The organism is Flammeovirgaceae bacterium (assembly GCA_015180985.1).
Classification (GTDB): Bacteria; Bacteroidota; Bacteroidia; order Cytophagales; family Cyclobacteriaceae; genus UBA2336.
In genome coordinates this window covers 214,058-232,648 of record CP054185.1, presented here as the reverse complement: position 1 = coordinate 232,648, position 18,591 = coordinate 214,058, and the positions used below count along the sequence as shown (strand labels likewise).

Annotated in this window: 20 protein-coding genes; 7 read left to right on the top strand and 13 right to left on the bottom strand. The window is 47.6% G+C overall.

Going from position 1 to position 18,591, the window contains the following annotated elements:
• Positions 1-99 precede the first annotated feature (99 nt).
• On the bottom strand, positions 100-1,620 hold the full coding sequence (locus tag HRU69_01060; GenBank protein QOI96149.1) for a M20/M25/M40 family metallo-hydrolase: 1,521 nt from the start codon (positions 1,618-1,620) through the stop codon (positions 100-102).
• A gap of 65 nt (positions 1,621-1,685) precedes the next feature.
• Complete coding sequence (locus tag HRU69_01055) at positions 1,686-2,183, bottom strand: hypothetical protein (protein ID QOI96148.1); 498 nt, start codon at positions 2,181-2,183, stop codon at positions 1,686-1,688.
• Positions 2,184-2,277: 94 nt separating this feature from the next.
• Here HRU69_01055 and HRU69_01050 point away from each other — a divergent pair, with 94 nt between their 5' ends.
• The 3 genes from HRU69_01050 to HRU69_01040 all read left to right on the top strand — a co-directional run bounded on the left by HRU69_01050 (position 2,278) and on the right by HRU69_01040 (position 5,427).
• Positions 2,278-3,249 (top strand): glycosyltransferase, encoded by a 972-nt coding sequence (locus tag HRU69_01050; protein ID QOI96147.1) that lies wholly within the window; start codon positions 2,278-2,280, stop codon positions 3,247-3,249.
• A gap of 89 nt (positions 3,250-3,338) precedes the next feature.
• Entirely contained in the window at positions 3,339-4,562 is a 1,224-nt protein-coding gene (locus tag HRU69_01045; protein ID QOI96146.1) for an OmpA family protein, read from the top strand.
• Between the two features lie 88 nt (positions 4,563-4,650).
• A complete protein-coding gene (locus HRU69_01040; GenBank protein ID QOI96145.1) occupies positions 4,651-5,427 on the top strand; it encodes a hypothetical protein in 777 nt (258 codons plus the stop codon).
• 2 nt (positions 5,428-5,429) lie between these two features.
• Here the strand turns inward: HRU69_01040 and HRU69_01035 are convergent, their stop codons facing one another.
• The 10 genes from HRU69_01035 to HRU69_00990 form a co-directional block, all read right to left on the bottom strand.
• Complete coding sequence (locus tag HRU69_01035) at positions 5,430-5,846, bottom strand: META domain-containing protein (protein ID QOI96144.1); 417 nt, start codon at positions 5,844-5,846, stop codon at positions 5,430-5,432.
• The gene (locus HRU69_01030; protein ID QOI96143.1) at positions 5,830-6,114 is read right to left on the bottom strand and encodes an N-acetyltransferase; all 285 of its coding nucleotides are present in this window, start codon (positions 6,112-6,114) and stop codon (positions 5,830-5,832) included. The genes HRU69_01035 and HRU69_01030 overlap by 17 nt, the downstream gene beginning before the upstream one ends.
• A 1-nt stretch (position 6,115) precedes the next feature.
• Positions 6,116-7,687, bottom strand: a complete 1,572-nt coding sequence (rny, locus tag HRU69_01025) for a ribonuclease Y (protein ID QOI98791.1) — start codon at positions 7,685-7,687, stop codon at positions 6,116-6,118.
• An 85-nt stretch (positions 7,688-7,772) separates the two neighbouring features.
• Positions 7,773-8,060, bottom strand: coding sequence for a cell division protein ZapA (locus HRU69_01020; GenBank protein QOI96142.1), 288 nt, complete (start codon positions 8,058-8,060; stop codon positions 7,773-7,775).
• Positions 8,061-8,079: 19 nt separating this feature from the next.
• A complete protein-coding gene (locus HRU69_01015; GenBank protein ID QOI96141.1) occupies positions 8,080-8,376 on the bottom strand; it encodes a hypothetical protein in 297 nt (98 codons plus the stop codon).
• 37 nt (positions 8,377-8,413) lie between these two features.
• Entirely contained in the window at positions 8,414-10,831 is a 2,418-nt protein-coding gene (locus tag HRU69_01010) for a phenylalanine--tRNA ligase subunit beta (GenBank protein QOI96140.1), read from the bottom strand.
• Positions 10,832-10,902: 71 nt separating this feature from the next.
• Positions 10,903-11,520 (bottom strand): DUF1684 domain-containing protein, encoded by a 618-nt coding sequence (locus HRU69_01005; protein ID QOI96139.1) that lies wholly within the window; start codon positions 11,518-11,520, stop codon positions 10,903-10,905.
• The gene (radC, locus tag HRU69_01000) at positions 11,517-12,218 is read right to left on the bottom strand and encodes a DNA repair protein RadC (protein QOI96138.1); all 702 of its coding nucleotides are present in this window, start codon (positions 12,216-12,218) and stop codon (positions 11,517-11,519) included. The genes HRU69_01005 and radC overlap by 4 nt, the downstream gene beginning before the upstream one ends.
• 68 nt (positions 12,219-12,286) lie before the next feature.
• A complete protein-coding gene (locus tag HRU69_00995; protein ID QOI96137.1) occupies positions 12,287-12,541 on the bottom strand; it encodes a 30S ribosomal protein S20 in 255 nt (84 codons plus the stop codon).
• Positions 12,542-12,611: 70 nt separating this feature from the next.
• The gene (locus tag HRU69_00990) at positions 12,612-14,207 is read right to left on the bottom strand and encodes a M1 family metallopeptidase (protein QOI96136.1); all 1,596 of its coding nucleotides are present in this window, start codon (positions 14,205-14,207) and stop codon (positions 12,612-12,614) included.
• 32 nt (positions 14,208-14,239) lie between these two features.
• On the opposite strand from HRU69_00990, the gene HRU69_00985 reads away from it, so the two are divergent.
• Positions 14,240-15,205 (top strand): S1/P1 Nuclease, encoded by a 966-nt coding sequence (locus HRU69_00985; GenBank protein ID QOI96135.1) that lies wholly within the window; start codon positions 14,240-14,242, stop codon positions 15,203-15,205.
• Between the two features lie 111 nt (positions 15,206-15,316).
• On the opposite strand, the gene HRU69_00980 is transcribed toward HRU69_00985, so the two are convergent.
• Complete coding sequence (locus tag HRU69_00980; GenBank protein ID QOI96134.1) at positions 15,317-15,859, bottom strand: SRPBCC family protein; 543 nt, start codon at positions 15,857-15,859, stop codon at positions 15,317-15,319.
• Positions 15,860-15,944: 85 nt separating this feature from the next.
• On the opposite strand from HRU69_00980, the gene HRU69_00975 reads away from it, so the two are divergent.
• From HRU69_00975 to HRU69_00965, 3 genes are all read left to right on the top strand, one after another.
• Entirely contained in the window at positions 15,945-16,421 is a 477-nt protein-coding gene (locus HRU69_00975; protein QOI96133.1) for a DUF4199 domain-containing protein, read from the top strand.
• A 76-nt stretch (positions 16,422-16,497) separates the two neighbouring features.
• Positions 16,498-17,796, top strand: a complete 1,299-nt coding sequence (locus HRU69_00970; GenBank protein QOI96132.1) for an aminopeptidase P N-terminal domain-containing protein — start codon at positions 16,498-16,500, stop codon at positions 17,794-17,796.
• A complete protein-coding gene (locus HRU69_00965; GenBank protein QOI96131.1) occupies positions 17,793-18,590 on the top strand; it encodes a DUF4198 domain-containing protein in 798 nt (265 codons plus the stop codon). The genes HRU69_00970 and HRU69_00965 overlap by 4 nt, the downstream gene beginning before the upstream one ends.
• Position 18,591: the final 1 nt, after the last annotated feature.

Below are 18,591 nucleotides of genomic sequence, written 5' to 3'. Positions count from 1 at the left end.
CAAAGATAAGGGGTTGTGTTAATTTCTGAAGATAGCCTATGTTTAGCATAGTGGGGCCCTTTAAACCACTTAGCTTAACTTGTGCAATGAAATTCTCGACTACAAAGGTTCCATCAAAATAGCCAAAAATGTTTTCACGGCATCTACATAATTACCAACCCGGATGTTTTCGTTTTCGGCATGCTGGTTATTATCGGGGTTTACGGTGGGTACGCTTACTGCCGGTATGCCCAGCGTGGTTACAAACGGTGATATGGGAATGGAGCCGCCCGTCATCCTGATCTTAACGGGTTCTTTACCGAATGCTTTGACCATAGCCCGGCTCAGCCAAAGGCCTGCTTCGGAGTTGAACGGTGTTTGGAACGGACCGTACGCAACACTTGATGTAAACGATGCGATGCGCGGGTACGTGAGCCGCTCTTCTTCCGTGGGCGTGCGATCAATAATATAATACCCCTTGCTCTCCACATGCCTGCGCACCAACCCGATTAACCTTTCAGCATCGCTGGAAGGTACCAGCCGGATATCAATTTCGGCAACGGCTTTATCGGGGATTAACGTACGGGCTTCACTGCCAACATACAGGGCATTAAGTCCTCGGATATTCAGTGTGGGGTACTGAATGGATTCCTGAAAGTTATCGCCCACCTTGTCGCGCTCGGCAATACCAAGAAACTTTTTAATCTGCTGCTCGTCATCAGGTACCTGGCTTAGGATTTTCTTTTCTTCTGCCGTCAGCACAACGCCATCATTAAAGCCGGGAATCAGTACACGGCCTTCATCATCTTTCATAGAGGCGAGCAGCTGGGCCAGGCGCAAGGCCGGGTTGGGCGTAAAGTTGCCGTAGTTGCCGCTGTGTGCCGGATTGCGCGGACCAAAAACGGTAAGGGTTATAGTGCAGATGCCGCGTGCGCCAAAACTCAGGGTGGGTTGATTGCTAATATGCCGGGGGCCATCAAAAATAATAAACATATCTGCGGCCAGGTCGCTGCGGTATTTTTCTACCGCACCGGGCAGGTTGGGCGAGCCCAGTTCTTCCTCAAAGTCCATGATCACCTTTATGTTGAAGGTGGGTTCCCGTTTCAGTTCGTCCAGTGCATCGAGTGAGGCAAGAAATGCGGCTGCCGGCCCTTTGGCATCGGAGGCGGCACGCGCAAAAATGCGCCAGTCGGAATCGTAGCCTTCAAAGAGGCGCTCATACGGAATGGGGTTCCAAGTACCCTGTGCATCTTTTTCTTTCAACGTGGGTTTCCACGGGCTCTCCTGGTTCCATTGTGCCGGGTTTACCGGCTGGCCGTCAATCTGCAGGTAAATCAATACCGTTTTGGTTGTCTTCACCGGTTTCTTAACCTTCCGTTCGGCCAGCAGCAAGGGCACGGTGGCGGTATTTAACCGTTTGCTGGTAAAGTTCCGTTTGGCAAAAGCGGCTTCACACCACTGCACATTTTTTTCAATGTCGTCAAGATAGTGCGCATCGTTGGGCAGGCTTAACATGTCGTAGAACTCTTTGAACGAAGTTACAGCATGTTTTATGGCTATTGCATCCATGTTTACAGACCTGCTTTTTTGGGCAGTGACAATGAAGCAATGGGTGATAAAAACAATTGGAAGTAACTTCATAATGAACAGACTTAGCTTCCCCCCTTGAGGGGGGAAAGAGGGGGATGCTTTAAATAGCCGGGGCATTACTTCAAATATTTTTCTGGTAACACATATCCTATGCTTTCGGCACACCAGAAGACACTTATAATGTAATACCGGGAGCCATCATGAAATAACTGAATGCTGTTGATGCCGCGATTGGTTACCGGGCCGTCTTTGCGCTCGCGGGTTTCATAGGTGCTGAAGGCATGCGTAACCGTACCAAATTGCTCAGTAACGCGGTGCAGTTCGCGCTCGAAAAAGCCCGTAGGTATGCGGCTGCTGAACAGTTGTACATACTCATCAGGGCTTAACGCCCGGTAAGCAATCTTACCGTCCTGGCTTTTTACCGTAGGGATCAGCCTGGCATCGGCAGCGAACAGGTTTTTAAACCGGTTCCAGTCGCGCGGCTCACCCGGCTCTCCGCAGATAACATTGTACAACGCGGCAATAATGGTATCAACCGTTTGCACATCAGCAGCATAATTTTGTGCCTGGAGGGCAACCGGAAGCAAGGCAAGCAGCAGGAGGTATTTTTTCATGTTGAAGTTTTTGAATGAGTCCCGAAGTTACGAAAACTCAGAAGCGAATAGTTCGGTTGATCGGTAAATCTTTACTTACTTTTGCCAGGTGACTATGTCTGCTGCGGTTACCTTTTCCGTAATCGTTCCGGTTTATAACCGGCCCGATGAAATCCGCGAGTTGCTGGAAAGCCTCGCGCAGCAAACCTTTACAGACTTTGAGGTACTTGTTGTTGAAGACGGTTCGTCTGTTCGCTGCGATACGGTTGTCGATGCCTGTCGCGATAAACTTCGCATTCAATACTTTTATAAACCCAATGCGGGGCCCGGCCCCGGCCGCAACTACGGAAGTGAAAAAGCAGCAGGTAATTACTTTGTTTATTTTGATTCAGACTGCATAATCCCTCCGGATTATTTTCAAATTGTTTATAACGTACTGCGCGAAGAGGGCATTGATGCGTGGGGTGGTCCTGATCGCGGGCATGCTGATTTCACCCCGGTACAGCAAGCCATGGCTTACACCATGGCATCGGTATTAACAACCGGGGGCATACGCGGCAGCAAACGGGTAGCTGAAAAATTTCAACCGCGCAGCTTTAACATGGGTATATCGCGTAAGGTATTTGAAGCAACGGGCGGCTTTCACTTCGATCGGCTGGCCGAAGACATTGAATTAAGCGTACGCATACGAAAGGCGGGGTTTCGCATTATGCTTATTGAAGATGCGTATGTATTTCATAAACGCAGAACATCATTGAAGCAATTTTATAGGCAAGTAGCCGGCTTCGGGCGAGGGCGGGTGCGTGTGGGCAGGGCTCACCCGGGCGAGGTAAAAGTAGTTCATTGGTTTCCGGCTGTCTTTGTTATCGGATTGGCCAGCCTGCCGGTAGTGCTGGTGGTGAGTTCCTTCCTGTTTAAACTCACTATAACGTTGTACCTGGTTTACTTGGCCGCCATTGGTGCCGATGCCGGACTTACCACCAAGTCAGTTACCGTTGCCTTGCTCAGCATACCCTCAGCGCTGGTTCAGCTAACCGGGTATGGCTTTGGCTTTTTACGGGAAATCATTAAACCTTACATGGGTTAATACCTTAACTTTTAGGTCGTTCCGAATGCCAAGCCTTGAAATTCTTGTTTTTTTTGGTGAATATTGAGTATAAACCAAGCCTATCTTACATGAATTTTTTTACCTCCCGGGTCTTCTTTCTGATCCTAGTACTGCAAAGTTTTTGCGTTGTTGGCCAGTCGGCCGGTGAGTTAAAAGCCGGCTATTACGTGGTAGTTGCCGCCTATGCCAGCACCCGTGAAGATTATGCAAACCGATACACACAACAGCTATCGGCCAGCGGCCACACGGCCCGCTATGGCTTTAACACAAAGAAGAAACTATACTTTGTTTACCTCAATTACTTTACTGATCTGAAATCTGCACTGGTAGAAATGCAGCAGGTTCGTTTAAAAGGTCAGTTTACCGATGCCTGGGTGCGCGTGGTATCAGGCGATATTGTACTGGCAGAAAAACCAGCCGTTAACGAAACCACACCCAAAGCAGAAACAAAACCTGTTGAGACAACACCCGCACCACAACCCATACCACCGGTTGAAGAAAAGCCGGTAACTACACTGCCGGCAGATGAGCCTGAACCTGAAGAAGAGCAGAAACTTGTTCAGTACCCGGTGATGACGCTGGGTAATACCGAAGTATTCCTTAGCCTGTATAATGCTACCAACAACCGGGTTATTGACGGAGATGTTCAGGTAATTGATACAGAAAGAAACCGGTTAATTACCACGGTTAAAGGAAATGAGTACCTCATTCTTCCCGATCCCAAAACCAAATCCGGTCAGCTCACGCTCATTGCCGAAGTCTTCGGCTACCGCAAACAACAAGTTGAAATAAATTATCCGTTGCCCTTGCGCGACACCATTAAGCCCTACATCGAACTGATGGGAACTACCCTGGCCGTGAAGTTCGATATGATTCGGTACCATCGGGGCGACATTGCCACACTCTACCACGTTTACTTTTTTAACGATGCAGCCATTATGCTGCCGGAATCAAAGTACGAACTGACCAGCCTGGTAGAGATGATGAAGGAAAATCCAAACTACCGCATTAAACTGCACGGGCACACCAATGGCAATTACCACGGTAAAATTCTTCAACTGGGCTCTGAGCAGAATTTTTTCTCGCTGGACGGTGCCCGGCAAACCATCGGCTCGGCAAAAGACCTGTCCTTCCAGCGGGCCGAAACCATTAAGGAGTACCTGATGGTTAACGGTATTGATGGTAGCCGGATTGAAATTAAAGCCTGGGGTGGCAAGCGGCCGCTGTACGATCGACACAGTGCCAATGCAAAAAAGAATGTGCGCGTAGAGGTTGAAATCCTTCAGGAATAGGCATCCTTAACATCCGCGTAACCTGATCTTAATCATTTGTTAATATTCGGGTTTTTAAGAAACTTGGGTTGCCTAAATCTGCAACCCAATGAAACGTGTATTTAAAAGTTTCTTCCTCATCATTAACTATAAAACCCTTATCATCACCATCCTGGCGGTGGTATCAACCTACATTTGTTTTCACCTTGGCCTTACCGCCAAGTTTCCGGATATGCTGGTGGGTGTAGCCATCGTTTTTCCGGTGGTCTTTTCAATCGGCTCGGCCTATAACCGCAGGGAGACGGCTTTACAGCGGCTATCGGATTTTAAGGGGCATGCCATTGCCATTTATTACGCCACCCGCGACTGGACTACAAATAAAGACAGCGATTTGCCCGAACGTACGCGAAAACTGGTTAACGACTTAACCCAACTAATGAGGAGCATGTTTACCTCATCGCAACGGCATGAGTGGCATGATAATGAGGTTAAGATTTACAGTTTATTTTCCACCCTCTCGGCATTGACTATGGAATTGAGGAGCCTGGGGGTTCAGAGTGGTGAGATTTCGCGGGTAAGCCAATACGTAAGCAAAATGATTATTGCTTTCGATAACCTTAAAATAATCCATGCGTACCGCACACCGGTTACCTTACGGGCCTACAGCAAAGTGTTTATTTACATTTTCCCGATCATTTACGGCCCGTATTTCGCCAGCACCTTTCACGATTATTCCGCCCACCTGGAGTATGTAATGCCCGTGTTGTACAGCTTTATTCTGGTTAGCCTGGATAACATTCAGGACCACCTTGAACATCCGTTTGATGAAGTGGGTGAAGATGATATCCGTATTGATGAGCGGGAAATTGTGGAGTTGATGAAGTAGTGTTACCGGCCCCTGGTAAATTCGAGCAGCGGAGTTGCGCCCTTTAGCAACACCAGTTTTTCTCCCTGCACATTGAATGCATCAACTTCATTGAGCAACCGGAAGAAGGTGTCTTCAACATTCATGGTTTCATCGCAGTACATTTTGGTAGAACCCACACCTGTAAAACTAATCCGGTTACCGGATTGGCTGAAAGAACCGAAATAGCGGTTGCAACCACCAAAGCCGCTGATGCGGCTTTCGTTTTCGGTAAAAGTCAGCGTTACCGGGTTTTGCAGCATACTTACATCATCCTGGCCGAGGTGTAATAATTTCCATTCGGTTGCCTGTAACGATATTTCCTGGGTTTTGCAGCCTATTAAGAAAATGACGGTACAGGCAAGGATACGGAGAAAGAAAGATTTACGAATCCAGTACATCGTGGTATGATTTTGATTTTTCAAAGACCGCTTTGGCAAACGGACAAAGCGGCAGGATTTTTATTTTTTTCTCGCGGGCGTACTGCACAGCAGCCTCCACCAATTGTTTGCCGGTTCCTTTACCGCGCAGTGCATCTGAAACTTCTGTATGATCGATAATGAGTACCCGATTACCGGCCAAGCTGAAGGTCATCTCCGCCAGGCGCTTTCCATCTTCCTCAATGAAGAAAGCACCTTTTGTTCCGGGTTGTTCAAATTGAACAATCATATTATTTGGCGTAGGCTACGCTGCGCATCTCCCGGATGACCGTAACTTTTATCTGGCCGGGATACTGCATATCGCGTTCAATTTTCTGCGATATTTCAAAACTAAGCTGACTGGCACGTTCATCGCTTACTTTTTCAGCATCAAGTATTACACGCAGTTCGCGCCCGGCCTGGATGGCATAGCATTTTTCAACGCCATCGAAACTGGTGCCCAGTTCCTCCAGTTCCTTCAGTCGCTTAATGTATTGCTCCATCACCTCGCGCCTTGCCCCGGGCCGTGCCCCACTGATGGCATCGCAGGCCTGTACAATGGGCGAGATAATGCTGGTCATTTCAATCTCATCGTGGTGGGCGCCAATGGCGTTGCAAACCGCAGGATGTTCTTTATACTTCTGAGCCAGTTCCATGCCCACAATGGCGTGGGGCTTTTCCAGTTCTTCAGGCCACACTTTGCCGATATCATGCAACAGACCGGCTCGTTTCGCTTGCTTTACGTTTAATCCCAGTTCGGCTGCCATCACGGCACACAGGTTGGCTACTTCGCGTGAGTGTTGCAGCAGGTTTTGTCCGTAGGACGAGCGAAACCGCATGCGGCCCACCATTTTTACCAGTTCGGGATGGAGGCCGTGAATGCCCAGGTCGATAACGGTGCGTTCGCCCAGTTCCACGATTTCATCTTCAATATTCTTGGTGGTTTTTGCCACAATTTCTTCGATGCGGGCGGGGTGTATGCGGCCGTCCTGCACCAGGCGGTGGAGCGAGAGCCTGGCAATTTCTCTGCGTACGGGGTCAAAACCGCTGATGATGATGGCTTCGGGTGTATCGTCAACAATAATTTCAACACCGGTGGCCGCTTCAAGCGCCCGGATGTTGCGCCCTTCGCGCCCGATGATTTTTCCTTTGATGTCATCGCTTTCGATGTTAAACACCGACACGCAGTTTTCGATAGCATGTTCAGTGGCGGTGCGCTGGATGGTTTCCACCACAATTTTCTTCGCTTCTTTGGTGGCCGTGAGCTTGGCCTGTTCCATGATGTCTTTTATGAAGGAGGCAGCCCGTGTCTGGGCTTCGTCTTTTAAAGAGGCCACCAGCTGCTCGCGGGCTTCTTCGGCAGTAAGCTTGGAAATGTTTTCGAGTATCTGAACTTTCTGTTGGTTAAACTTTTCCTGTTCTTCCCTGCGTTTGCGCACCTGTTCCAGTTGTTGGGCGAGGGTTTGTTGCATGTCGGCCAGTTCGGCTTCTTTACGTTTTACCTGCTCCAGTTCTTTGTTTATCTGTGCTTCACGCTGTTTTACCTTTTGTTCGTTGCTGATGATCTGGTTTTTCTTGCGGTTGGCCTCTTCCTCAAACTCTGATTTCATTTTGAGGATTTTTTCTTTGGCCTCGATGATTTTGTCTTTCTTCAGGTTTTCAGCAGCGATTTCGGCTTCTTTTAAAATCAGCTTGGCTTTCTGGTCCAGTTCTTTCTGGCGCTTGCTGATTTTGCGTTTATATAAAAGCGTGCCGAGTACGATGCTGAGAATTATGGTGGCCAGCAGGGCAACTCCTAAGGCTGTCAGGAACTCGCTGCCCATACCAAAGTCAAGTAGTATCATAGCAATATGGGTTATAGGTTAACGTTAACCCGGCAGGCCTGAACAAGGCAGGGAAGTTTGCGAATCAGAGAATGGATTGCGAAACGAGGTGATTGAGGTGGTTTACTTTTTCGATGACCGTCTGGTCAATGGCCTGGTGGTTTTCATCGGTGGTTAGTTTTTCAACCAGGCTGTCGAAGGCCACCATGGCCAGTAAATCCTGTTTATCGTCAATACCGAATTGGTCTTTGTAAGTTTTGAGGCGTTCGTTAATGAGCCGGCTCGCGCTCCTCACTTTTTCTTCGTCCTGCGCTTTCACCTTCATGGGGTATTCGCGGTCGGCTATTTTAATACGTATGGAGAGTTCTTCCATTAATTTTTCTTACAGGTTCCTATCGGCTTAAGTAAGCGATACACTTGTCAATCTCCCTGATGTAATCGTCAACTTTTCTCTTTAAATCCGAAACACTTCCGTCTTCCGGGCTTATATTATCTACAATTTTAGAGATTTTAATTTGATTTTTAAAATGATCCAGTTGCTCATCGCGGCTGTTCAGGTGCGCTTTAAGTTCCTGGTTTTCAGTTTTAAGCAACCGCACTTCGTCTTTTAAACGCTTATGTTCGTTAATGAGCACGGCTATTTTTCGTTCCAAGCCGTTCAGGTTAGTTTTTAAGAGTTCCTGGTCCATTGTGTTATCTTTCAAATTAAGCCTTATGCAGGCCGGTTTATTTTCGTATTACTGCGCCTAACCGGCTTTCCAAAGCGGCCATCAGGCGGTTCATGGTCGTGTCAATTTCCTGGTCGGTAAGGGTTTTGGTTTCGTCTTGCAGGATAAACCCGAGCGCATAGGCTTTTTTACCTTCCGGCAGGTTTTTTCCTTCATACACATCAAAAGCGAACAGCTCTTTTATCAGTTGCTTTTCGGTAGCCAAAATCAATTTGTGCACATCATCAAAACTTACCTGCTTATCAAGTACAAGCGACAAGTCGCGCCTTACTTCCGGAAATTTGGGCACCTCCCTAACTACTAACTTAGGGTTTGCCGCTTTGAAAAGCAAGGCCGCATTCAGTTCGGCATAAAATACAGGTTGGCGGATGCCGAAATCTTTCAGGAAGGCCGATTTTATCAAGCCGATTTTTCCAATGAGTGCATCATTTGTGGATAACTTTGATCCGTATTCATAGAGTTGATCGGTCATTCCTTCGTGTTTCAGATTGGTTATGCCTGATTTTTGAATAACCTGATACACCTGTTGGGCCAGATCGTGGTAGGTTACTTCACGCGTTTTATTTTGCCAGTTTTCGGTTTCCAGGTTGCCCGTGATGAACATAGCCAATTGCTCTTCTTCTGAGTAACCGGAATCTTCTTTGTAATAAATTTTACCGAACTCAAATAATTTGAGGTCTTTCTGCTTGCGGTTGATGTTATAGGCGCATACCTCCAGGCCGGTAAACAACAGGGTTTGCCTTAAAATACCCTGTTCTTCGCTCAATTTGTTAAGCATCTCTACGGGTTTGCCGCGAAACTGCAGGTTATGTTTGTGCTGATAGGCTGCGTTAGTGAGTGAGTTGGTCCATATTTCGAAGAAGCCGTTTGCGGTAAGCAGTTCGCCTATGGCACGCCTGAATTTGTTGGGGTCGTTGGCCGGAAACCCGGCAATGAAATCAGAGCCTGCAGTGGGCCTCAGCTCAACCCGGTCGAAACCATAAATTCTAAGTATCTCTTCAATTACATCAGCTTCCTGGTGTACATCCACCCGGTACGGGGGTACTGAAACGGTAAACCGATCAGCGGCTTTTGTTTCGATGGTGATGTCGAGCCGGTTCAGGATTTCGAAAATTTCATCGCGTGAAATTTCTTTACCGATAAGCCGGGTAATGTTTTTGTCTTTCAGCTCAATCTGCCGGTGGGCAATCTTTTTTGGGTAAATGTCTACAATCTCGGAAGACACCATCCCTCCGGCAATTTCTTTAATCAGTAAAGCCGCCCGTTTTAAGGCATAAACAGTGTTGTTTGGATCGGTTCCTCTCTCAAAGCGAAAGGAGGCATCGGTTTTTAAGCCGTGGTGCATTACCGTTCTGCGGATATAATCCGGTGAAAAGCAGGCGCTTTCTAGAAATACATTTTTTGTTGTGTTTGTTATTCCTGAGTTAATCCCACCAAATACTCCGCCAATGCACATGCCTTCGCCCTTCCCGTTGCAAATCATTAAATCGGAAGCGGTGAGTTTACGTTCCTTTTTATCAAGGGTAATGAAAGTCGTTCCTTCCGGGAGCATCTGAACAATCACTTTATTGCCGGTAATGGCATCGGCATCGAAGGCGTGGAGAGGCTGGCCGGTTTCGTGCAGTATGTAATTGGTAATATCAACAATGTTATTGATGGGTGTTTGGCCGATGGCCAGCAACCTGTTCTTCAGCCAGCCGGGCGATTCGGTTACGGTTACACCGGTTAGGGTTACGGCCGAATAGCGCGGGCATGCTTCCGGATTTTTTACTTCAACCGGAATAGGAAGGCTGTTGGTATCGGGTTTAAATGATTCAACAACAGGCCAGCGCACGTACCTGTTTTTAGCGGCTTTTATGTCGCGGGCTACACCCAGGTGCGAGGCGGCATCGGCCCGGTTGGGCGTAAGGCCGATTTCAATTCGATAGTCTGAATAAACCTTAAAGATTTCAGCAGCCGGTGTGCCGTTGGCGGCTTTTGTATTAAGTACGATGATCCCTGCGTGATTGTCGCTTAGCCCGATTTCATCTTCTGCACAGATCATGCCTTCGGATTTTTCACCGCGTATTACAGCCGACTTAATGGTGAACGATTCCCTTTTTGTGGGATAGAGGGTTGTACCGGGCAGGGCCACAATAACTTTTTGGCCGGCTGCTACATTGGCGGCTCCGCAAACAATTGAAAGTGGTTGGTTTTGTCCCACATCAACGGTAGTGAGCGAAAGTTTATCGGCATTGGGATGTTTTACGCATGTAAGCACTTCGCCCACCACCAATCCGTTCAGATTTCCTTTTATTGTTTCGAAGGGCTCAACCGACTCAACCTCCAGCCCGGTGGAAGTAAGAATTTTGCCAAGGTCTTCGGGGTTCTCGGGAATATCAATGTAATCCTTAAGCCAATTGTAGGAGATGGTCATAGCGCTATACAAATTACCCCGAAGTCGTTCGGGGCACCGGCTTCAAAAATAAGACTTTGGCAGTACATGGCCTATTTCGGATAATTCATTTCACCGGCTGTTATGGGTATGACCAACAGGTTTTCGCGTGGCGGCAGGGGGCATGAATAGTTTTCGTTGTACGCGCAGTACGGGTTATAGGCTTCGTTGAAGTCGAGTGTAATCGTGTGGCTGCCCTTTACATTCTTCACATCAAGATACCGGCCGGCTCCGTAGGTCTCGCGGGCGCTGGTGGCATCGCCAAACGCCAGAAACAATGTACCGCGGTAAGGACCCATGTCCATAATTTCGAGGATCAGCAACCGGTTGGCAACACCATTTAACTTAAACTCGGCATAGCCGTATTCGATGTATTTTTTTTCCTGCCCATCGCTGGTGGGTAAAACCACTACTTTTTTTTGTTCAATGGGGACGAGCCTGGCCTGAACACGGAAGGCCGGATCAACCGGGTAATAGGTAAGGCCTTTAAAAGACTGGGGATCGTCTTTGAAAGGTGAGTCGGGGGAAGTGCGCAGGTAGTGGTCTTTTTCTTTCCTGGCCTTTTCAATGGTGGTGATGTAATCGGCCTTATTGTTTCCGATGAAGGAGTATATAACCGCGGCCGTGGCCACTACACCAAATACAAAAACCAGGATCTTTTTCGCACTCATAATATTCCCTCATCGGCAAAGCTAAAGTAATCCTTGCCGGCAATAATCAGGTGGTCGGCCAGGGTAATGTCAAGCAACCGGGCACTTTCTTTAAGTTTTTTAGTCAAATCAATATCCTGCTGACTGGGGGTAAGATTGCCCGAAGGATGGTTATGCGCAACGATAATGGCGCTGGCCAGTTCTTCCAATGCTGTTTTGAAAATGATTTTTGGATCAGCCACAGTGCCGTGTACACCGCCAAAACTAATTGGCTGTTTTTTAATCAGCCGGTTACTGCGGTTTAGCAACAGAACCCAGAACTCTTCGTGGGGTTTGTCCATCAGGTTGCCTTTCAGCAAGGCATATGCATCGCCTGACGTACTAACTTTAGGCTTTTCGGTTGAACGTATTTCCTTTCTTCTTCGGCCCAGTTCAAGTGCGCTGATGATGGAAATGGCTTTTGCTTCGCCAACACCCTTTATCTTCATTAAATCCTTTACTGACAGCCGGGCCAGGTCGTCAAGGTTATTGCCAACGGTTTGCAGTATTGTTTTAGCCAGGTCAACCGCGCTGGTAGAGGCGGTGCCGGTTCCCAGCAGGATGGCAATGAGTTCGGCATCGGTAAGTGCAGCCATTCCTTTCAGCAACAATTTTTCACGTGGCCGATCTTCGGCTGCCCAGTTTTTGATGTTAAGAAACCCATGCTGGTCTTTCTTCATTCCTTAAAAATAAAAAGACCCGGACGTTTTTTGCGTCCGGGTCTGTGAATTGCGTATGAATATGGGTTTTATTTCAAGGCGTTTACCTTTTTAGTAAGTTTTGATTTCTGGTTGGCGGCTTTTTTCCAGTGAATGATATTCTTTTTTGCCAGCCTGTCGATCATGGAAGAAACCTCTTTTAAAAGGGCCTCAGCCTCGGCTTTGGAGGTGGTGGTCTTCAGTTTCTTCATCAGGGTACGGGTTGATTTGTGCTGATAGCGGTTTCGTACCCGCTTGGCTTCGTTGGCCCGTATCCGCTTTTCTGCCGATTTGTGATTCGCCATAGTGTTTGTTCAATACTTTTTAAGGGAGGCAAAGGTAATCCTATCGGGCCGAATTGCCAAGCGGGGTCTTTTAATTCCTGATGTTTCCTTTAAAAAGGAGTTTTGTGGCAGGATCAAGTTCAAGCTTAACCGGCTTAAAATCGACCGGAATACTGGTTTTTGTGCTTTTCTGATTGATTTTGACAGTTTTAATAACCGGTTCGCTTGTACCATTATGAATGGCAATCTCCAGGTTCAAATCGAATACCCTGCCTGGCTGAACCTGTTCGATGGTGAGTGAAATGGCTTTGGCGGCAGGATTGTATGCCCATTGACCGGTTAGCTCCGGCAGGTTGGTTTCCTCCAGCCATTGGCCGAAAAATGTATTTAATGTTTTTCCCGATGCCGCTTCCATAACCAGCCGGAAGTCGCTGGTCAGGGCGTTTGAATTTTGATAGCGCGTGTAGTAGTTTCGGATGCCGGTAAAAAACGCTTCGTCTCCCATTTCCTGGCGTAGCATGTGCAGCACCCAACTGCCTCGTTGATAAACGTGGGGCGACAGTAGTTTCGGGTAATCGGTAATGCGGGTGTCAATAACGGCAGCCGGAGCACGTGTGCAATGTTGTATTACGGTAGTGCGGTCACGTTGTAATCCTTCTTTTAACCGATCAACACCGTAGGTAAATTCATTGTATACATGCGTAAAGTAGGTGGCAAATCCTTCGCTAAGCCATACATGGTGCCAGTCGTTTTCGGATGCCGAGTTGCCGAACCACTGGTGGGCAATTTCGTGGGCAATCAGGTTTTCGATTTCACCATTACCGGTTACTGAATTTTCGTAATAAAAAATATTGCTGGCATTTTCCATGCCTCCGTAAATGGTGGTGGATTGTACATTGGCCAGTTTTTCGTACGGGTACGGCCCGATAAACCGATTAAAAAAATCGAGCACCTTCACGGCCGGCTGATAGTCGGAATATCCGGCTTCCTTATTTTGCGGATAGACCCAGCTTTCAACCGGTATGTTCCCGACCCTGCCCGCCTGGTGTATGGCAAAGCGGGCTACACCAATTACCATTACTTTGGTGGGTATGTCAGCCTCTTCGCTCCAGTGGGTAAGTTTTTGTTTGCTGTTAACAAAGCTTTGTTCCACCCGTGCGCCATTGGCTACCACATCGTAATGTGGCGGGGCGATGACAATAAATTCAACTTTCGCTTTGTCGTATGGATGATCAATGGCCGGCAGCCAGTTGCGGGCGCGGTCGGGCCAGTTGTCGCCAAAGAAAGTGCGGTCGCCAAATTTATTTTTTGATATAATCAGTCCGTCTTGTGGTATGCCTGCATAGTGTATTGTTATTGTGATCTCACTTCCGGCAGCAGCTTCGGTGGGTAGAAGGATTTTCAGTCTGTTATTTTTGTGCGAAAAAATAGCCTGCCGGTTACCCACCCGTACCTCGTTCACAGTCATACCTTTTTCCTGTGTCTGTTGTACCAGGTCAAGTTCAACATCGCGAATTATTTTCTTTATGGCCATCATAATTGTTGCCTGCCCTGCGATGCGGTTGGTGGTGTCGTTCAGTTCAATGCGGAAGGTGTATTTTTTTATATCGATGGCTTCGTTACGCGGGTAGTTGTCGGCAACAGCACCTGTAACGATGGAAAGTAAAACCAGAATGCGGTATAACATGCGAGTTTATATTTCGGTGTAAATTAACGGTTGTGAGATATGTTTTCAACAGTTTACTGATACTTGGTTTGCTGTTGCTCGGCAACTGGGGCTTTTATGCGCACCGGCAAATTAACCGGCTGGCTGTGTTTACGCTGCCCGCTCCGTTAATCGGGTTTTACAAAAAGCACATCAACTATATTTCGGAGGCCGCGGTGAATCCTGATAAAAGGCGGTTTGCCATACCGGATGAAGGGCCCCGCCATTATATTGATATTGATCATTTTGGCGACAGTGCCGTGTACACCATGCCGCGGTATTGGAAAGAAGCAGTGGAGAAATATGGTGAAGATACACTGAAAACCTACGGCATCTTACCCTGGCACATTGCAGTGGTTTACTACCGGCTGCGCGATGCTTTTTTGATGAAAGATCCACAACGAATACTCAGTCTGTCGGCCGACCTGGGCCACTACATTGCCGATGCGCATGTGCCTCTGCATACTACTGAAAATTACAACGGCCAGCTAACCGGGCAGGAGGGGATCCATGCCTTTTGGGAATCGCGGGTGCCGGAATTGTTGTCAGCCGACTATGATTTTTTTGTGGGCAAAGCCGAACATGTTTCAAATCCGCAGCTAAAGGCCTGGGAAGCCGTAGCATCATCGCATCGTGAAGTAGATTCGGTGTTACTGATTGAGCAGCGGCTTACGCGGCAGTTTGGCGAACGGAAATTTTCATTCGAAACGAAGGGCAAGCAAACGGTTAAGGTGTACTCCGTTGAATTTTCAAAAGCCTACCACACTGCCCTTAACGGGATGGTGGAACGGCAAATGCGGGGAGCCGTAAAAATGATTGGCGATTTCTGGTACAGTGCGTGGATGGATGCCGGCCAGCCCGATGTGAAAGAATTAATGAACTACCAGCCAACCGAAGCGGAGTTGGAACAACGCAGAAAGGAAGTGGAGGAATTAAAACAACAACGTGTAAAAGCCAGGGAGCACGATGAAGACAATTAGTTTCGAGCGTTGAGCTTCGAGCTGCAAGCTTCTGGTTTACAATAACAAACTTGCAGCTCGAGGCTTGTAGCTCGCAACTTATTTTTTCATCGGATAATACTCCTCAGTTATTTATTTCGCAGTATCCTTTTTAGCCTCAGCAATCTCCTTCAGGTGGTTCAGGTTGTAATCGAAGGCATTGTTCATATCAGGCTTCATGAGCACAACGCCTATGAGGCGCATAAACGGGTTCATGCCCATATCGGCTTCAAAGCCGGTGGTAACTTTTGTGCCTTCACCTTCGGGCTCAAAGGTGTACCACGATTGGGCCGTGCCTTGTTCCATAAAATCAAGATCTATTTTTATGGATTTGTCGGGTATGCTTTCGGTGATCGTCATTTTGCCTTTGCCTGATTTTTCACCGTCCCACTCAGAAACCGCACCGGCACCAGCCTTAATGTTGCCGTAGTTAACGGTCATATCGTCTTTGTACAGGTTATTCCAATACGACCAGGCCGGATGTCTTTCCAGGTTGTTTACTTCTTCAAAAACATAACCGGAGGGGGCATTAATAAAAATGGAGCGCGTAACTTGAATTTTGGAGGGCAGGAAAAACCCGACTATTACCAAAACCACAACGAGGCCTGCCACGGCAAGCAAAACTTTCTTTACCATAATGCAAGGATTTTTTGTTTTCACGAAATTATCAAAATATACCGCGCAAATGCTTGGTATTCTGTTTAAAATTTCAAAATTTTAGATGAACCAAATCAAATCCGCCATGAGCTTAACCGATTCCAGTCACATTCATGTTAATTATGGCCTGCGCGTGGCAGCGGGGCTTATTGTTTATTTCCTCATCATGAAATTTGCCGGCTTGTTGCATGTGGTTGAGTTGCGCCTGTTAAACCTGGTTATCCTGGTAGCCGGTATCTACATGGCGCTGAAGAAATTTCAGCACACCCATGGGGAGCATATTAACTACTTCCGTGCGCTGGTAACCGGTGTGGCAACAGGCGCCATTGCTTCGCTGGTGTTTGCCGGTTTTCTGTTTGTGTATGTGTCGTTTCTGGATACGGAACTGATGCGGTACATCATTGAAAACGAACCGATGGGCAGGTTTCTTAATCCCTACATCGCATCATTTATTGTGGCGCTCGAAGGCGTGTTCTCCGGCCTGCTTGTAACCTTTGTATTGATTAATTACATCAATACAGATGAGCCTTCGGCAGGTTAAATTAGCATTGATTAAAACCGCAGCCCGGCAGGTTTTTTTAACCTCCCGGGTTTTTTATTTTTGATGAATTACTTCTATGCGATACAGGAAAATCAACAAACAATTGTTTATTGACAACCGCAAACGCCTGGTAAAGGAACTCAAACCGGGCTCGGTTGCAGTTTTCAACTCCAACGACATCATGCCTACCAATGCCGATGGCACGATGAAGTTCAGGCAGAACAGCGACCTGTTTTACCTTACCGGGGTTGACCAGGAAGAATCCATCCTCGTAATCTGCCCCGATTATCCGGATAAAAAAATGCGAGAGGTGTTGTTCCTGCGCGAAACCAACGACACCATCGCCACCTGGGAAGGGCATAAACTCACCAAACAGGAAGCCCGCGAACTGACCGGTATTGAAACGGTACTATGGACGTCCGAATTCCACCGTGTTTTTAACACCATGATGGTGATGGGGGGTGTTGAGCAGGTGTATCTCAATACCAACGAGCACTACCGGGCCGATGTGGTGGTACAAACCCGCGACAGCCGGTTTATTGCCTGGTGCAAGGAAAAATATCCATTGCATAAGTACGAACGCGTGGCGCCTATCATGTCAAAGTTGCGGGCTATCAAGTCGAAATATGAAATTGAGTTGATGCAACAGGCCTGTAACATTACTGCCAGCGCTTTTCAACGGGTATTGAAGTTTGTAAAGCCGGGTGTGAAGGAATATGAAATTGAGGCGGAGTTTATGCACGAGTTTTTGCGTAACGGTTCACGCGGTTTCGCCTATGAGCCGATTATTGCCAGCGGGGCCGACTCGTGTGTGCTGCATTACATTCAGAATGAAAAGGTTTGCAAGGCAGGCGATGTGCTCTTGCTGGATGTTGGTGCCGAATACGCCAACTACAATGCCGACATGACGCGCACCATCCCGGTCAGTGGTCGGTTTACCAAACGGCAAAGAGATGTGTACAACGCAGTGCTGCGCGTAAAACGTGCCGCCTACCAGTTGCTGAGGCCGGGCATGGTATATTTTGATTATCATAAGGAGGTGCAGAAGATCATGGAGAGCGAACTGCTGAAGCTTAAACTGATTGATAAAACCGACATCAAAAAGCAATCACCCGAAAAGCCGGCCTTCATGAAATATTTCATGCACGGCACAGGCCATCATTTGGGTTTGGATGTACACGACACCGGCAACATGTTCGCCAAAATGAAAGAAGGCATGGTGTGGACGGTAGAGCCGGGCATTTATATAAAGGAGGAAGGCCTGGGCATCCGCCTGGAGAATAATGTGGTAATAACCAAAAACGGCCTGCACGATTTAATGAAAAACATCCCGATTGAAGCCGAGGAAATTGAAGACCTGATGCATTCAAAATGAGTCGTATTAGGTTTGTTACGCTTACTTCAGTTTTGCTGATAAGCCTGCTTGTGCAGGCCCACGAGTTCTGGCTCCAGTCCGATAAGTTTTTGTATCAGAAAGGTGAAGTACTAAAATTAAATTTCATGGTGGGCGAGGATTTTACCGGTGAGCGGTGGGACCTGAAAAAGCACCGGCTCATCCGGTTTGATCATCATGCCGGCAACTATTCAAATGGCTTGATTGAGCAGGTGTTGCCGGGCGAGGGAAACAACCTTGAACTGAAACTGGACAGGGAGGGCACACACCTGTTTGTTATGCAAAGCAACAACGCCTTTATTGAGCTGGAAGCTGAAAAGTTTAATGCCTATTTAAAGGAAGACGGCCTGGAGGATATCCTGGAATATCGTGTTAAGACAAATACGCAAGGTAAGGGCGCAAAGGAATACTACCAGCGCAGTGCCAAGTTGCTGGTGCAGGTGGGTAATACTCCGGATGACACGTTTGGTAAAACCGTTGGCACCCCGATTGAAATCATACCGCTAAAAAATCCGTATTCGCTAAAGCCGGGCGCTGAAATGAAATTTCAGGTGGTATTTGAAGGCAAACCGCTTGCGTTTGCACTGGTAAAAGTGTGGAACAGAAAGGACAACCGCACTACCGTACAAAACATCTACACCGAAAAAGACGGCACGCTTGCCACCCGGCTAAGCAGCACAGGCAGGTGGATGGTAAGTTGCGTGAAGATGGTGCCGGCCAAAGAAGCCGGAGCCGACTGGCAGAGCTACTGGGGCAGTTTGGTGTTTGGGTTTTGAT

Coding starts and splice junctions, on each gene's coding strand:
- HRU69_00965 (QOI96131.1), top strand. CDS start 17,793: ATGAGTCGTATTAGGTTTGTTACGCTTACTTCAGTTTTGCTGATAAGC.
- HRU69_01005 (QOI96139.1), bottom strand. CDS start 11,520: ATGAGTGCGAAAAAGATCCTGGTTTTTGTATTTGGTGTAGTGGCCACG.
- HRU69_01035 (QOI96144.1), bottom strand. CDS start 5,846: ATGTACTGGATTCGTAAATCTTTCTTTCTCCGTATCCTTGCCTGTACC.
- HRU69_00980 (QOI96134.1), bottom strand. CDS start 15,859: ATGGTAAAGAAAGTTTTGCTTGCCGTGGCAGGCCTCGTTGTGGTTTTG.
- HRU69_01030 (QOI96143.1), bottom strand. CDS start 6,114: ATGATTGTTCAATTTGAACAACCCGGAACAAAAGGTGCTTTCTTCATT.
- rny (QOI98791.1), bottom strand. CDS start 7,687: ATGGGCAGCGAGTTCCTGACAGCCTTAGGAGTTGCCCTGCTGGCCACC.
- HRU69_00995 (QOI96137.1), bottom strand. CDS start 12,541: ATGGCGAATCACAAATCGGCAGAAAAGCGGATACGGGCCAACGAAGCC.
- radC (QOI96138.1), bottom strand. CDS start 12,218: ATGAAGAAAGACCAGCATGGGTTTCTTAACATCAAAAACTGGGCAGCC.
- HRU69_00970 (QOI96132.1), top strand. CDS start 16,498: ATGCGATACAGGAAAATCAACAAACAATTGTTTATTGACAACCGCAAA.
- HRU69_01060 (QOI96149.1), bottom strand. CDS start 1,620: ATGAAGTTACTTCCAATTGTTTTTATCACCCATTGCTTCATTGTCACT.
- HRU69_01040 (QOI96145.1), top strand. CDS start 4,651: ATGAAACGTGTATTTAAAAGTTTCTTCCTCATCATTAACTATAAAACC.
- HRU69_00990 (QOI96136.1), bottom strand. CDS start 14,207: ATGTTATACCGCATTCTGGTTTTACTTTCCATCGTTACAGGTGCTGTT.
- HRU69_00975 (QOI96133.1), top strand. CDS start 15,945: ATGAACCAAATCAAATCCGCCATGAGCTTAACCGATTCCAGTCACATT.
- HRU69_01055 (QOI96148.1), bottom strand. CDS start 2,183: ATGAAAAAATACCTCCTGCTGCTTGCCTTGCTTCCGGTTGCCCTCCAG.
- HRU69_01015 (QOI96141.1), bottom strand. CDS start 8,376: ATGGACCAGGAACTCTTAAAAACTAACCTGAACGGCTTGGAACGAAAA.
- HRU69_01050 (QOI96147.1), top strand. CDS start 2,278: ATGTCTGCTGCGGTTACCTTTTCCGTAATCGTTCCGGTTTATAACCGG.
- HRU69_01020 (QOI96142.1), bottom strand. CDS start 8,060: ATGGAAGAACTCTCCATACGTATTAAAATAGCCGACCGCGAATACCCC.
- HRU69_01010 (QOI96140.1), bottom strand. CDS start 10,831: ATGACCATCTCCTACAATTGGCTTAAGGATTACATTGATATTCCCGAG.
- HRU69_01045 (QOI96146.1), top strand. CDS start 3,339: ATGAATTTTTTTACCTCCCGGGTCTTCTTTCTGATCCTAGTACTGCAA.